Source organism: Pseudomonas sp. AB39(2026), from assembly GCF_059831485.1.
Window position 1 is genome coordinate 2,738,248 of the sequence record NZ_CP195212.1, and the last position, 13,039, is coordinate 2,751,286.

Consider the following 13,039-nt stretch of genomic DNA (forward strand, 5'->3'; position numbering starts at 1 on the left):
CTGGCAACTGTAAAAAGCACCGCTGCTGCTTGTCTTGTACCTGGCGGTTGCGTTATGAACGTATGTCACGCCTCACAGGTTTCTGGAAAGTCTATGCCCCTTCATGTTCCAGCCCACAGTGCTCAACCGAACGCAAAGCCTGCCAGCCGCATTCGCCAGAAGAACGAAGAAGCCATCATCAAGGCGGCAGAGGACGAGTTCGCGCGCCATGGCTTCAAGGGCACCAGCATGAATACCATCGCCCTCAAGGCGAACCTGCCCAAGGCCAACCTGCACTATTACTTCACCAACAAGCTTGGCCTGTACATCGCAGTACTGAGCAACATCATTGAATTGTGGGACAGCACCTTCAATACACTAAGCGCCGCTGATGACCCTGCCATAGCGCTGGCGGGCTACATCCGCGCAAAAATGGAGTTCTCCCGTCGCCACCCGCAGGCTTCCAGAATTTTCGCCATGGAAATCATCAGCGGCGGCCAGTGCCTGAGCGAGTATTTCAGCCAGGACTATCAACGCTGGTTCAGGGGCCGTGCGGCGGTATTTGAACAATGGATAGCCGAAGGCAAGATGCACCCGGTGGACCCGGTCCATCTGATCTTTCTGCTGTGGAGCAGCACCCAGCATTACGCAGACTTTTCCAACCAGATCTGTCGAGTGACGGGTAAATCCCGCCTTACCCGGCAAGACTTCGACCAGGCGGCCGACAACCTGATCCGCATCATTCTTACCGGTTGCGGGGTCACCCCGCCGGTGCAGGTCACCGAATGAAGTTCGTTCTGCCCGCGGTTGCGCAGTACCGTGAAGAGATCCGAAAAAGCCGCTTTCTGGCCATCGCTGGCCCCATTGGTAGCCCTGACGAGGCACAGGCATTTCTCCACAGCCAGGGCGATGCCCAGGCCACGCACAATTGCTGGGCCTGGAAGATCGGCGGCCAATACCGGAGCAGTGACGACGGGGAGCCAGGAGGCACCGCAGGCCGGCCCATTCTGGCGGCCATCGAGGCCCAAGGCGTTGACCGGGTGATGGTAGTGGTCACGCGCTGGTACGGCGGCATTCAATTGGGTACCGGTGGGTTGGCCAGGGCTTATGGCGGCTGCGCCAACAAATGCCTTCAGTTGGCAGATAAACATCCCTTGGTAGAGCGCTCGATGTTTGCTTGCCGTTGCTTCTTCAACGAGCTGGCGTTGGTACGGTTGCGTGTCAGTGAAGCCAGTGGTGAAGTCTTGAACGAAGCCTTTGAAGCCGATGGCGTGAACCTGACGCTGGCACTGCCTGCACAGGCAGCCCCCGGCCTGGCCGAGCAGTTGGCGCAGTTGAGCCGGGGCCGCATGCAACTGGTGACGTGCGGGTAAAGGCACGGCAACTTCCCACAGTTTGTGTGAGCCTGCCTGTGGATAAGCCTTGAATGAAACGCTGCAGCCCGGCGCAGCCAAGGGCTGCGTAAGCCTGGTCACTTTTTGAACAGAATGCCGTCTGGCGCTTGACGGCTGTAGGCGTATGCTCAAGCCTTTCACACGGAGCTCATTCCAATGGCTGAAACAAAACGTGCTTTGATTATTGGCGCCTCTCGCGGCTTGGGCCTGGGCTTAGTGCACGTGCTGCAGAATGACGGTTGGGCAGTCGCGGCTACCGTTCGGGGCCAGGCCCCTGCCGAACTCACGCAAGCCGGCGCCACTGTCCATACCCTTGAAATGAACGAACTGGCCAGTATTGACGCCCTGGCTCATGAGCTAAATGGCCAAACCTTCGATGTGGTGTTCATCAATGCCGGTGTCATGGGGCCAACTGGGCCCTTGGAGGAGGTGAGCGCGCAGGACATGGCCAACCTTTTCACCACCAATGTGCTTTCCCCCATACGCCTGGCCACACGCCTGGTCGGCACCCTTCGCCCTCACACGGGTGTTCTGGCTTTCATGAGCTCCACACTAGGCACTGTGGCGTCGCCTGATGCCCTGGAAATACCGCTGTACAAGGCGAGCAAAGCAGCGCTCAACTCCATGGTCAACTCGTTTTCCAATACGCTGCCAGAACCGCGCCCTACCCTGCTATGCATGCACCCAGGCTGGGTGAAAACCGACATGGGCGGCCCGCACGCCGATATCGATGTTCAAACCAGCACCCAAGGGATGGTCGCGCAGTTAAACGCCTATGCGGGCAAAGGTGGCCTTCATTTTATCAACTACAAAGGCGAACCCTTGCCCTGGTAACACCTACAGGCCCAGCAGCGAGAGCATGACAAACGTGCCGAACAATACAAAGTGCGTCATGCCCTCGATTGCATTGGTTTCGCCATCATTCAAGTTGATGGCGCAAACCAGTAGCGTGATCACAGCCATGACCGTTTGCACAGGTGTCATCGCCATCTGGAAAGGCTGGCCGGTATACAAGGCCACGGCTTCCATAACAGGCACCGTCAGAATCACGGTAGACAGTGAAGCACCCAAAGCAATGTTCACCACAGACTGCATCCGGTTGGCCAAGGCCGCGCGCAACGCAGTAAGAATCTCGGGTGCTGCGGAGATGGCAGCCACCAGGATGGCCGACAGCACAGGCGGTGCACCACTGCCTTCCAAGCCGACGTCCATAGCTTTGGACATCACCTCAGCCAAGGCACCGATCACTACCACGCCGATTACAAGCACTGTAATGGAATAGGCCGTGCTGACCGGTTTTTCTTCCACGGTTTCGGTGGAAGGTTTCTTGCGCTTCTTTTCAGGGTAGTTGTAGCTGAAGAAGTAACTGTGCGGCCCTACCTGCATCCTCAGGAACAAACTGTACAGCACCAGCATGGCGCCGATGGTAAAGCCTGAGTACATGGCCCAGCGGCCTTCAGGAATGAACTCCGGCACTACCATGGACACACCCATGGCGGTCAGGATCATCACACTGTAGGTGCGGGCCGAGTCGTCGTTATAACTCTGCTCGCCATGTTTAAGGCCACCCATCAATGCAGCAAGCCCCAGAATGCCATTGATGTCGAGCATTACAGCGGAATAGATCGTATCGCGCACCAACGTGGGAGAAGGGTTGTTGCTCATCATGATGGCCAGAATCACGACCTCTACCAGCACTGCTGCCAGGGTAAGGATCATGGTCCCGTAGGGGTCCCCCACTTTTTCCGCCAGCATTTCAGCGTGGTGTGCTACACGTAAAGAAGCACAAATGATTGCTGCTACCAGCAGCCCAGCGCTGACCAGGGCAGTAACCTGGCCGTTGTGCACCATGGCAGGTTCCAGGGGGTACGCGATAATTGCTGCCACTAGCGCAAGCAACAAAAATTTCTCTTCAGCGATCTGCTTGAACATGGCAGTCCTTTGAACAACGGTAAGTAAAAGTTGTAGTACTGACCCCCTACAGGCCGCGATGGTTTCGCCGCGACATTCACGCCCGTGCGTACAGCACCATACGTGCGTAAAATGCCGGGCAATGACTTTCAGAGATACCCCTATGTACGATTGGCTCAACGCCCTGCCAAAGGCTGAACTGCACATGCACCTGGAGGGCTCGCTGGAGCCTGAGCTGCTGTTCTCACTGGCCGAACGCAACCGCATCGCGTTGCCTTGGGCGGATGTGGACGCCTTACGCTCAGCCTACGCGTTCAACAACCTTCAAGAGTTCCTGGACCTGTATTACCGGGGTGCCGATGTACTGCGTACCGAACAGGACTTCTACGACCTTACATGGGCGTACCTGGAGCGTTGCAAGGCGCAGAACGTGATACATACCGAGCCCTTTTTCGACCCGCAAACCCACACTGACCGCGGCATTCCATTTGACGTGGTGCTCAATGGCATCAATGCAGCACTCAAGGACGGCCAGGCCAAGCTGGGTGTGAGCAGCGGGTTGATCCTCAGCTTCCTTCGCCACCTGAGCGAAGAAGAAGCCGAACGCACGCTGGACCAAGCCCTGCCCTTCCGTGACACGTTCGTAGCCGTAGGGCTGGACAGCTCCGAAAAAGGTCACCCGCCCAGCAAGTTCAAGCGTGTTTTTGACCGTGCTCGGGCCGAAGGCTTCCTGACTGTGGCCCACGCCGGAGAAGAAGGCCCGCCCGAGTACATCTGGGAAGCACTGGACCTGCTGCACATTCAGCGCATCGACCATGGCGTGCGTGCCATTGAAGATGAACGCCTGATGCAGCGCATCATCGATGAGCAGATCCCGCTCACTGTGTGCCCGCTGTCCAATACCAAGTTATGCGTATTTGGCGACATGGCCCAGCACACGATCCTTGACATGCTTGAGCGTGGCGTAAAAGTCACGGTCAACTCGGACGACCCTGCCTACTTCGGTGGCTATGTCACGGAAAACTTCCATGCCCTGTACACGCACTTGGGCATGACCCAGGATCAGGCTCGCCGCCTGGCCCAAAACAGCCTGGATGCACGCCTGGTCAAATAACCTGTTCCGGAGCAGCCGGTGCTTGCCGAGCGCTGGCACCGGGCTGGCACCACTGGGCCAATGCCAGCTGCCCCGGGCGAGTAACACGTAAGGCATGGCTGTTATCCAGCCGTCGTACCCAGCCTTTTTGCAGAAACAACTGCAGCAGGCTGGCGCCCAGCACGCCACTCAAATGAGGCCGCCCAGTACACCAATCACAGCACGTGACAACGGACAGGCACCCGCGCTGGGCGAAAGCCTGCACATAAATCCCCCGAGCGGCCAGGGCAAGCACGCCTTGAGAACTAAGGCTGGCGCCTCCCGTATGGATATCCACCCAACCCCACTCGATGAACTGCTCATACAGTTCATTGGCCAATTCCCCGCCCAAGTGGTCTTTGCAGATACACGCTTTGCGCACTGCCCCGGCGTTTCTCGGGAGCAAGCGCTCAGGAGGTCGCTCAGGCTCACTTTGAACCGCAGGTACTGAGGCCAATGCTTCCACTGCCATCCCGACCTCAGGTGCGGCCAGCCGGAAAAAACGTTTTCGCCCCCGTGCCTCTCGCTTGAGCAAGCCAGCAGCAGACAACTGAGACAGGTGCGCGCTGGCTGAAGACGGCGTAAGCCCCGCGAGATTCGCCAGTTCGTCAGCCCCTCGGGTAGCGCCGTCTATCAGGGCCCATAGCATCGCGCTTCGCTTCGGGTCTGCCAGCAAGGTGGCGATTCGGCTGATGCGAGGTATGTAGTCCATGTTCATTCACTCCCTGTATGAAGGCTGGCAGCCGTACAAGCACCAGCGGATCCAGCGCATTATAAGCACGGGCTTCCGGGGGAAAATTGGCCATGGGAAGCGCCAGCGGGCCGCATCCGCAGCGCTTGTGCCACACAGCGTTGGCGTAGTTTGGCGTTCACTTGCAGCGCCAGTGGAACCGCCAAGCATTAGCAGGGGGCAGAACAGGCGTGAGTGTTTCGGCTTTGGAAACGGCTGACGCGCTGGAGTAAAAAAGCCTACACTGCCAGTCGGTATAACGGCGGTAAACAATCTTGTCAGGTTTAGCTAGAAAGTGCGGCCCGCTTGGCCACATACCTGGCCGTTACCGCGCTGGCCGCTAGGGCCAGCGCTCCGCAGCCTGCAATCACAAGCGCCATAGGCAAAGCAGTACCGTTGGCCAGCGCGCCTACCAGGCTGGAAGAGATGGCCGCAATAACAAACTGAAGGAAGCCGAGCATGGCTGAAGCACTACCTGCACGCGGGCCTTGACCCGACATGGCGCAGGCTGATGCGTTCGGAATAATGGTGCCGAGGCTGGCAATGCATACGAACAGCGGGATGAGCAGCGGCCATAAATGATCAGGCCGTGTGGCAGTAATGGCTAACAGCGTGAGGCCAGCGGCCAGATACACCCACACGCCACGGCGCAACAGGGCCTGTGGGCCAAGGCGACCCAGCAAACGGGCATTTACCTGGGCGACCAAGATAAAACCTGCAGCGTTCGTACCAAAAACCCAGCCAAAATGCTCTGCAGGTACGCCATAGAGCTTGATCACCACAAACGGTGACCCTGCGATATAGGCAAACATTCCGGCCATGGCGATGCCGCCCGTCAACGCATAACCTACGAAGGGGCGATCGGCGAGCAGGCGGGCATATTGGCCCAAGGCGCCGCTTAGGGGTAAACGAGGCCGATCCACTGGAATGCTCTCGGGCAACCCCAGGTACACCGCCACTGCGCAGCAGCCGCTGAACACCGTCAATACCAGGAAAATCGACTGCCAACCTGCCGTATTGACCAGAAAGCCACCCAGTACGGGGGCCAAAATGGGCGCCAGCCCCATTACAAGCATCAACTGGGAGAATACTTTTGCCGCGCCAACAGTGTCGCACTTGTCAGTGACGATCGCCCGTGAAAGCACCATGCCCGCACACCCGCCCAGCGCCTGAGCGAACCGTAGCCCAACCAAGGCTTCCAGTGTGGGCGCAAAGGCACACCCTAACGAAGCCAGCGTGAACACCACCACACCAAACAACAAGGGGATACGCCGCCCGAACCTGTCTGCCACGGGGCCATAAAGCAGCTGGCCAAATGATAAGCCCAGGAAATAGGCGGCCAAGGTGCTCTGGATACGGGTTTCATCCGTTCCAAACGCCGTTGCCATGGCTGGAAAGCCGGGGAGATAGAAGTCAATGGCCAAAGGGCCGAATGCGCTGAGCGCACCAAGGATCAGAATGATTCGAAGGTTCATGGGAGGGTCGGCTGCCAGGGTAGCGCGCTAGTGTAACGCGCCCCTGGCGCGATATTCCTAAAAACTGGAGAGGCTAGCCTGTCTCGCCCGCCGGCTGTGCCGCATACCCGCTGTTCTGAATAGCCCTCAGCAGCCGCTCCACAGGCAAGTCGCTGGCGATGCTGACCTGCCCTGCTGCCAGGTCTACCTGCACCTGGGCATTGGCATCCCACTCGTGAACGGCGTCTTTGACGGCGTTTATGCAGTGTTGGCACGTCATACCTTGTACGTTGAAGTGATGCATTGGTGCCTCCTGTCATTGAAAATCGCAGGCTCAACCTTCCTGCGTGGGCAAGGTCAAGTTTTTGCCCTTCCTGCCGGGCTGGTAATCCGCCGTTGGCTCGGCCAAGCTTGAACTGTCGTTCTTGCCCAGGAGCCGCTGCCATGCGCCGGATGCTCACCGTTTTGCTTGCCCTGCTTGGAGGCGTGCCGCTGGCACCTGCGATGGCAGATAACCCCCAAGGCTACGGCGTCTTGATTGTTTCACGCGAACGCCTCGAAGTCGGCACTTCCTGTGAAATAGGCTTGTATATGCAGGACCAGCTGGTAGGCCGGCTGTTCCCTGAGCAAACCTTGTCCTATAACCTGCCGCCCGGGCCGCTGGTGGTGCGCCTGCAGATATTGCCGGGGCAGGCGCCGGGGTGCAGCCCAGGTATTGTGGGCGAACAGCGATCCACCACACTTACGCTGCAGGCTGGCGACATACGCAAATACCGTATCGCCGCTGGCCCGAATGGTCTGTACCTCAAGGCAGCGCCGCTCGAATACGCCCCTTGACCTTGCCAGGGGGTCAAGGTTGAGGCTTCATGCTTCTCGAAGGAGGCATGATCGATGGGCCAACCCTCAACCTTTGAATTCGTTATAGACGGCATGAGCTGTGCCAGTTGCGTTGGCCGCGTAGAGCGTGCGCTTGCCAACGTGCCTGGCGTGCACACTGCCCGTGTGAACCTGGCCAACGAGCGCGCAAGGGTCAGCGCCCAGCCCAGCCTGGCAGCGGCTACTCTGGTTGAAGCTGTCCACCGTGCGGGGTATCAGGCCCGCCTGGCTCGGGATTCAGCTACAGACGATCGCATTCGAAAGCGTGAGCGCTGGCGGCAGAACGCGTGGCTGGCCTTTGCCTTTGTGTTATCCATGCCCCTGTTGCTGCCCATGGCCCTGATGCCGCTTGGCATACATATGGTTTTGCCCGCCTGGGCACAATGGGCCTTGGCAACGCCCGTACAGGTGCTTGCAGGGGCGCGCTTCTACCGAGCTGCCTGGGGTGCAGTACGCGCGCACTCGGCCAATATGGACTTGCTGGTAGCCTTGGGCACCACGGCCGCTTACGGTTTGAGCCTGTTTCTGTGGGTCCGGTCTGCCCCAGGCGAGCTTCCCCACCTGTACTTCGAAACGTCCGCCATGGTGATTACCTTGGTACTGCTGGGCAAAAGCCTGGAAGCGCGAGCCAAGCACACTGCCGCAGGGGCTATCCGTGCCTTGGAAGCGTTACGGCCCTCCACCGTTATGCGGCTCGAACAAGGTGTGCCAGTAAGCGTACCGCTGGCCAGCGTGCGCCTGGGCGATCAGGTACAGGTATTGCCTGGCGCCCGTATTGCCACAGACGGCCGCGTAGTAGAGGGCGCTAGCCATGTGGACGAATCCCTGCTCACGGGCGAAGCATTGCCGGTCGCCAAATCTGTGGGCGACAGTGTCAATGGCGGCGCCCTGAACGGTGAAGGGCTGCTGGTGGTTGAAGTCACTGCCGTGGGTGCCGAAACGCTCCTCGAAGGCATCATTCGCCTGGTAGAGACCGCACAGGGGGCCAAAGCCCCGGTGCAACGGGTTGTGGACCGTGTCAGCCAAGTGTTCGTACCACTGATCCTTGTGCTTGCCGTGATCACGTGCCTGGGCTGGTATCTGGCAGGAAGCTCCTTGGAGCACGCGTTGGTTACTGCTGTCAGTGTGCTGGTCATCGCCTGCCCCTGTGCTTTGGGGCTGGCCACACCGGCTGCCATCCTGGCCGGGACAGGGGCAGCCGCCCGGCAGGGTGTGCTGATTAAAGACATCGGTATCATCGAAGCCGCTAGCAAGGTTCGTCATGTGGTATTCGATAAAACCGGTACCCTCACCCAGGGCAGGGTCGAACTGGCTACTACTCACGCGGCGGCCCCTACGGTACAGCCTCTGTTGGCCCTGGCCGGTGCTTTGGCTCAAGGCAGTTCACATCCCCTGTCACAAGCGGTGCAACGCGCCTGTACCGAGCAGCGTGTCGAACGGCTGCAGGCCGCCTCGATCACCGTCCTGCCAGGGCGCGGCATTGCGGGTGTGGTCGACAACTGTCGCTACGTACTGGGAAGCCAACGCGTCATTGAGGACGCCGGCCTCAACGCACCTGACCTCCAGCATCTGACTGGGCAGTGGCAAGCCAGCGGCATGAGCGTCTCTTGGCTACTGGAGCAAGCGCCCCACCCGCGCGTGCTTGGCGTGCTTGGCTTTGTAGATAAACCCCGTGCCAATGCTGCAGGCGTGGTTCGCCACCTGAGTATCCAAGGTATCGATTGCCATATGCTCACTGGCGACAATGCCGGCAGCGCGGCGCATATGGCCCAGGCCGTTGGGATTTCTCAGGTTCAGGCCCAACTGCTGCCTGCTGATAAAGCCCAGCAAGTGGCTAAACTGAGCGCCGAAGGGCCGGTGGTGATGGTGGGCGATGGTATCAACGACGCGCCTGCGCTGGCCGCTGCGGCCATCGGCATTGCAATGGGTGGCGAAACCGATGTAGCGGCCCAGGCTGGGGCGGTTGTGCTGGTTCGGCCAGACCTGTCGCTGGTGCCCGCCACCCTGGATATCGCCGCCAGAATACAGCGCAAGATCTACCAGAACCTGTTCTGGGCATTTGCCTACAACCTGGTAGGCATACCCCTTGCGGCATTCGGCCTGCTCAACCCCATGTTTGCCGGTGCAGCCATGGCGTTGTCCAGTGTAAGCGTAATGGCCAATGCCCTGTTGCTAACCACTTGGTCACCCTCGACCTTTAAGGAGGCCTGACATGCAACCGTTGAACATTGGCCAAGCCGCTGCTCGCAGCGGGCTGAGCGCCAAGATGATCCGCCATTACGAAAGCATCGGTTTGCTGCCTGCGGCGGTAAGAACACACAGTGGGTACCGGCTGTATGGGCCCGAAGCACTGGAAAGCCTGGCGTTCATCAAGCACGCCCGGGACCTGGGTTTCAGCCTTGAAGAGGTAGGGCAGCTGCTTGCACTCAAGCACGACCCTGCACGCGCCAGCGCCGATGTGCAGGCCTTGGCCAAGCGCCATATCCTTACCCTTGAAGCACGCATCCAGGCCTTGCTTGGCTTACGTGAAAACCTTCAAGCGCTGGTCAGCCAATGCCAAGGCAATGGTTCACCCGAATGCGCGATCCTCGACCAGTTGACCACGCCACAGGGTTGAATGAGCTTCTATCGCATCCAGGGCGGTGTGGGTTCTTCTTTTGCTTCACTGGTCGGTGCCTCCAGCTCGGCGCGTGCCGCCTGGCGACGTGCTTCATCACGCTTGGCCGTCTCGATTTCGCGCATGACAGCATTCACGTCTGCGCTCACTTCCTCTTCTGCAAACGTGCCGGTCAAGGGCGTTTCAGGCAGCAGCGTACCCGCCTTGTACAGGGCCCACATTTCTTTGGCGTAGCGAGTGGCCTTCAGTTCCGGCGCGAAGCGGCCAAAATACTGGGCCATGTTGTTCACGTCCCGTTCAAGCATGTTGAACGCATGGTTGTTGGCCGCTGCGTCCACCGCCTGAGGCAGGTCGATGATCACTGGGCCTTGAGGGCCGAGCAGCACGTTGAACTCGGACAGGTCACCGTGAACCAGCCCGGTGCACAGCATCAGCACAATCTGTTTGATCAGGAAGGCGTGGTACTCACGCGCTTGATCGGCATCCAGCTCCACGTCATTGAGCCGCGGCGCGGCTTCACCGTATTCGTCGGCCACCATTTCCATCAGCAGCACGCCATCCAGGAAGTCGTAGGGCTTGGGTACCCGCACGCCGGCACCTGCCAGGCGAAACAACGCAGCCACTTCGGCGTTTTGCCACGCTTCTTCGGTTTCCTTGCGCCCGTAGCGGCTGCCTTTTGCCATGGCGCGGGCCTGGCGGCTATTGCGGGTTTTGCGGCCTTCCTGGTACTCGGCTGCCTGGCGGAAGCTACGCTTGTTTGCTTCCTTGTAGACCTTGGCACAGCGCAGGGCCGTACCGCAGCGCACAACGTACACCGCTGCTTCCTTGCCGCTCATCAGTGGGCGCAATACCTCATCGACAAGGCCGTCTTCGATCAAGGGTTCAAGGCGTTTTGGCGTCTTCATCGGTTGCTCATGGGTCCTTTTTAACCGAACAGCAAAGGGTGTGAGGCAAAATATGCATTCAGGCGCAGGATGCTCTCCCAGCAGCGTTACGAATGCAAACGCCTCGCCAGTTTGGCAACTATTGAACCGAAGACCAACCCGCCTTAAGCGAATTCCCTCGGAACACCTCGCCTGGCGTGGCGCCAAACAAGGCTTTGAAGGCTGCGATAAAGGCAGAGGTGGACTCATAGCCGCAGGCCAGTGCTGCCTGTGTGACACTGTTGCCGGCCTCAAGTGCACCCAGCGACGCTAATAGGCGTACACGCTGGCGCCAACTCCGGAATGTGAGGCCTGTTTCACGCTGGAACAAACGGGCCAGGGTTTTCTCAGACACCTTCAGCGCAAGCGCCCATGTAGCCATGGCATCAGCAGCATCGGGCTGGGCAATAAACGCCTCGCACAACTTCAGCAAACTGGGATGGCGGGGCAACGGCACCGAAAAGGCCACCTCGCTCAACCCTTGCAATTGATCGACCAGCACAGCGCTGAGCCGGGCCTCTGGCGTATTGCCCAAGGGATAGTCAGCAGCCAGGCTCGAAAAGGACTTGATCAGCTCTCGTGTCAGGGGCGTGACCTCTACCACACGGCAACGGGCTGCGGGTGGGCCTGCCACCGACTCATCCACGTACAAGCTACGCATTTCTGCCTGGTCGGCATTATTGACCCAATGCTCTACCCCTGCCGGTATCCAAACCCCCCACTGCGGCGGCGCAAAATAGCTGCCATGCTCGGTATGCACGGCCAGCACGCCGCTGATGGCATAGGAGAACTGCACCCACGGGTGGCAATGGCGCGGTGTCCAGGCCCCGGCGCCTAACCGCTCGGCCCTGGCAAATAGCGGCCTGGGCAATTGCGCAAGGGCGGGAATGGCACGGGCAGGTTGAAGGTGTCCATTTGGCGTCATCGGCTGGCTTTTTGTCGCAAGACGGCTAAAGGTATTCACGTTACCTTGCTCAGGTAGCCCCGTCACTTACCAATGGTCTTTTATGTCTGTGCTCAAACACCTGAAAAAACTCGTTACCGACTGGTTCCTGTGCGGCATGGTGCTGGCCACGTTGCTGGCCTGGCTATTCCCCAGCTATGGCGGCCGTGGGGGCGCCCTCCATTTGGACAAAGTGATCAACATCGGGGTGTTCCTGGTGTTCTTCCTACACGGTGCCAACCTGTCTGGTGAGCAGATTGGCCGGGGGCTACGCAACTGGAAACTGCATGTGATGGTGCAGGGCTTTACCTTTGTGGTGTTCCCGCTGCTGTGGCTGGCTGCCAGCCACCTTGGCGCTCAAAGCCTGCCACCCATGCTGATGCTGGGCTTCCTTTACTTGTGCGCCCTGCCTTCCACCATTTCCTCGTCGGTGGCCCTTACCGGGAGCGCCAAGGGCAATGTACCGGGTGCCATTCTCAATGCCAGCCTGTCCAGCGTGCTGGGTATTTTCATCACGCCCTGGCTGGTCAGCCTGGTAATGGGCACGGGCCAAGGCGGGATCGACCTAGGCCCCACCCTGCTCGACCTGAGCCTGATGCTGCTGGCGCCCCTGGTGCTTGGCCAGATTGCCCGCCGTTGGATACGCGGCTTTATTGCGCGCAACAAGCGCTACACCAATATTCTGGATAAATGCGTGATCCTCTTGCTGGTGTATTCGGCCTTCTGCAATTCCATGTTGTCGGGCATGTGGCAGCAGCAGAGCGGCAGCGTGATCCTTGCCGCGTTTGCGGGCAGTGCCCTGCTGCTGGCCATCGTATTGGTGATGACCACACGCGTCACACGTTGGGCGGGCTTCAATCATGCGGACCAGGTGGCCGGTGTGTTCTGCGCCAGCAAAAAATCCCTGGCCGCCGGCGCGCCCATGGCGGCGTTGATTTTCGGCCAGCACCCCGCACTCGGCCTTATCCTGCTACCCATCATGATTTATCACCCGCTGCAGCTGATCGTATGCTCGGTCATGGCCGAAACTTACAACCAGCGCGCAGCACGGTTGGACGCGGCACTGGCAGCACCCTGAGC

At 59.4% G+C, this 13,039-nt stretch carries 14 protein-coding genes; 8 read left to right on the forward strand and 6 right to left on the reverse strand.

Going from position 1 to position 13,039, the window contains the following annotated elements:
- Positions 1–93: 93 nt before the first annotated feature.
- The 3 genes from ACSAMW_RS12595 (at position 94) to ACSAMW_RS12605 (ending at position 2,207) form a co-directional block, all read left to right on the forward strand.
- Entirely contained in the window at positions 94–768 is a 675-nt protein-coding gene (locus tag ACSAMW_RS12595) for a TetR/AcrR family transcriptional regulator (RefSeq protein WP_500590591.1), read from the forward strand.
- A complete protein-coding gene (locus ACSAMW_RS12600; protein WP_500590592.1) occupies positions 765–1,352 on the forward strand; it encodes an IMPACT family protein in 588 nt (195 codons plus the stop codon). Before ACSAMW_RS12595 ends, ACSAMW_RS12600 begins: the two co-directional genes overlap by 4 nt.
- A 177-nt stretch (positions 1,353–1,529) precedes the next feature.
- Complete coding sequence (locus ACSAMW_RS12605; RefSeq protein ID WP_500590593.1) at positions 1,530–2,207, forward strand: SDR family oxidoreductase; 678 nt, start codon at positions 1,530–1,532, stop codon at positions 2,205–2,207.
- A gap of 3 nt (positions 2,208–2,210) precedes the next feature.
- On the opposite strand, the gene ACSAMW_RS12610 is transcribed toward ACSAMW_RS12605, so the two are convergent.
- Positions 2,211–3,305 carry a calcium:cation antiporter gene (locus tag ACSAMW_RS12610; RefSeq protein ID WP_500590594.1) on the reverse strand — a complete coding sequence of 365 codons (1,095 nt, stop codon included), beginning with the start codon at positions 3,303–3,305 and terminating at the stop codon, positions 2,211–2,213.
- A gap of 142 nt (positions 3,306–3,447) precedes the next feature.
- On the opposite strand from ACSAMW_RS12610, the gene ACSAMW_RS12615 reads away from it, so the two are divergent.
- Positions 3,448–4,398: an adenosine deaminase gene (locus ACSAMW_RS12615; RefSeq protein ID WP_168083500.1), complete on the forward strand. Its 951-nt coding sequence runs from the start codon at positions 3,448–3,450 to the stop codon at positions 4,396–4,398.
- On the opposite strand, the gene ACSAMW_RS12620 is transcribed toward ACSAMW_RS12615, so the two are convergent.
- The 3 genes from ACSAMW_RS12620 to ACSAMW_RS12630 form a co-directional block, all read right to left on the reverse strand.
- Positions 4,391–5,128 carry an ArsR/SmtB family transcription factor gene (locus tag ACSAMW_RS12620; RefSeq protein WP_500590595.1) on the reverse strand — a complete coding sequence of 246 codons (738 nt, stop codon included), beginning with the start codon at positions 5,126–5,128 and terminating at the stop codon, positions 4,391–4,393. The two genes, ACSAMW_RS12615 and ACSAMW_RS12620, sit on opposite strands and share 8 nt — an antisense overlap.
- Positions 5,129–5,430: 302 nt before the next feature.
- Positions 5,431–6,621: a multidrug effflux MFS transporter gene (locus ACSAMW_RS12625; protein WP_500590596.1), complete on the reverse strand. Its 1,191-nt coding sequence runs from the start codon at positions 6,619–6,621 to the stop codon at positions 5,431–5,433.
- A 73-nt stretch (positions 6,622–6,694) separates the two neighbouring features.
- Entirely contained in the window at positions 6,695–6,904 is a 210-nt protein-coding gene (locus ACSAMW_RS12630; RefSeq protein ID WP_500590597.1) for a heavy-metal-associated domain-containing protein, read from the reverse strand.
- Positions 6,905–7,044: 140 nt separating this feature from the next.
- On the opposite strand from ACSAMW_RS12630, the gene ACSAMW_RS12635 reads away from it, so the two are divergent.
- From ACSAMW_RS12635 to cueR, 3 genes are read left to right on the forward strand one after another with little or no spacing between them, the layout of a single operon-like run.
- Positions 7,045–7,437: a hypothetical protein gene (locus ACSAMW_RS12635; RefSeq protein WP_500590598.1), complete on the forward strand. Its 393-nt coding sequence runs from the start codon at positions 7,045–7,047 to the stop codon at positions 7,435–7,437.
- Positions 7,438–7,491: 54 nt separating this feature from the next.
- Positions 7,492–9,687, forward strand: coding sequence for a heavy metal translocating P-type ATPase (locus ACSAMW_RS12640; RefSeq protein ID WP_500590599.1), 2,196 nt, complete (start codon positions 7,492–7,494; stop codon positions 9,685–9,687).
- Positions 9,688–9,697: 10 nt separating this feature from the next.
- Positions 9,698–10,093 carry a Cu(I)-responsive transcriptional regulator gene (cueR, locus tag ACSAMW_RS12645; protein WP_500594033.1) on the forward strand — a complete coding sequence of 132 codons (396 nt, stop codon included), beginning with the start codon at positions 9,698–9,700 and terminating at the stop codon, positions 10,091–10,093.
- Between the two features lie 8 nt (positions 10,094–10,101).
- Here cueR and ACSAMW_RS12650 read toward each other — a convergent pair whose 3' ends face one another.
- Both ACSAMW_RS12650 and ACSAMW_RS12655 read right to left on the reverse strand, forming a co-directional pair.
- Positions 10,102–10,998, reverse strand: coding sequence for a PA4780 family RIO1-like protein kinase (locus ACSAMW_RS12650; RefSeq protein WP_500590600.1), 897 nt, complete (start codon positions 10,996–10,998; stop codon positions 10,102–10,104).
- A 118-nt stretch (positions 10,999–11,116) separates the two neighbouring features.
- On the reverse strand, positions 11,117–11,941 hold the full coding sequence (locus ACSAMW_RS12655) for an AraC family transcriptional regulator (RefSeq protein WP_500590601.1): 825 nt from the start codon (positions 11,939–11,941) through the stop codon (positions 11,117–11,119).
- Between the two features lie 82 nt (positions 11,942–12,023).
- Between ACSAMW_RS12655 and ACSAMW_RS12660 the strand changes: the two genes are divergently transcribed.
- Complete coding sequence (locus tag ACSAMW_RS12660) at positions 12,024–13,037, forward strand: bile acid:sodium symporter family protein (RefSeq protein WP_500590602.1); 1,014 nt, start codon at positions 12,024–12,026, stop codon at positions 13,035–13,037.
- Positions 13,038–13,039 lie beyond the last annotated feature (2 nt).

Coding starts and splice junctions, on each gene's coding strand:
- ACSAMW_RS12655 (WP_500590601.1), bottom strand. CDS start 11,941: ATGACGCCAAATGGACACCTTCAACCTGCCCGTGCCATTCCCGCCCTT.
- ACSAMW_RS12640 (WP_500590599.1), top strand. CDS start 7,492: ATGGGCCAACCCTCAACCTTTGAATTCGTTATAGACGGCATGAGCTGT.
- ACSAMW_RS12595 (WP_500590591.1), top strand. CDS start 94: ATGCCCCTTCATGTTCCAGCCCACAGTGCTCAACCGAACGCAAAGCCT.
- ACSAMW_RS12600 (WP_500590592.1), top strand. CDS start 765: ATGAAGTTCGTTCTGCCCGCGGTTGCGCAGTACCGTGAAGAGATCCGA.
- ACSAMW_RS12630 (WP_500590597.1), bottom strand. CDS start 6,904: ATGCATCACTTCAACGTACAAGGTATGACGTGCCAACACTGCATAAAC.
- ACSAMW_RS12625 (WP_500590596.1), bottom strand. CDS start 6,621: ATGAACCTTCGAATCATTCTGATCCTTGGTGCGCTCAGCGCATTCGGC.
- ACSAMW_RS12620 (WP_500590595.1), bottom strand. CDS start 5,128: ATGGACTACATACCTCGCATCAGCCGAATCGCCACCTTGCTGGCAGAC.
- ACSAMW_RS12605 (WP_500590593.1), top strand. CDS start 1,530: ATGGCTGAAACAAAACGTGCTTTGATTATTGGCGCCTCTCGCGGCTTG.
- ACSAMW_RS12610 (WP_500590594.1), bottom strand. CDS start 3,305: ATGTTCAAGCAGATCGCTGAAGAGAAATTTTTGTTGCTTGCGCTAGTG.
- ACSAMW_RS12660 (WP_500590602.1), top strand. CDS start 12,024: ATGTCTGTGCTCAAACACCTGAAAAAACTCGTTACCGACTGGTTCCTG.
- ACSAMW_RS12615 (WP_168083500.1), top strand. CDS start 3,448: ATGTACGATTGGCTCAACGCCCTGCCAAAGGCTGAACTGCACATGCAC.
- ACSAMW_RS12635 (WP_500590598.1), top strand. CDS start 7,045: ATGCGCCGGATGCTCACCGTTTTGCTTGCCCTGCTTGGAGGCGTGCCG.
- ACSAMW_RS12650 (WP_500590600.1), bottom strand. CDS start 10,998: ATGAAGACGCCAAAACGCCTTGAACCCTTGATCGAAGACGGCCTTGTC.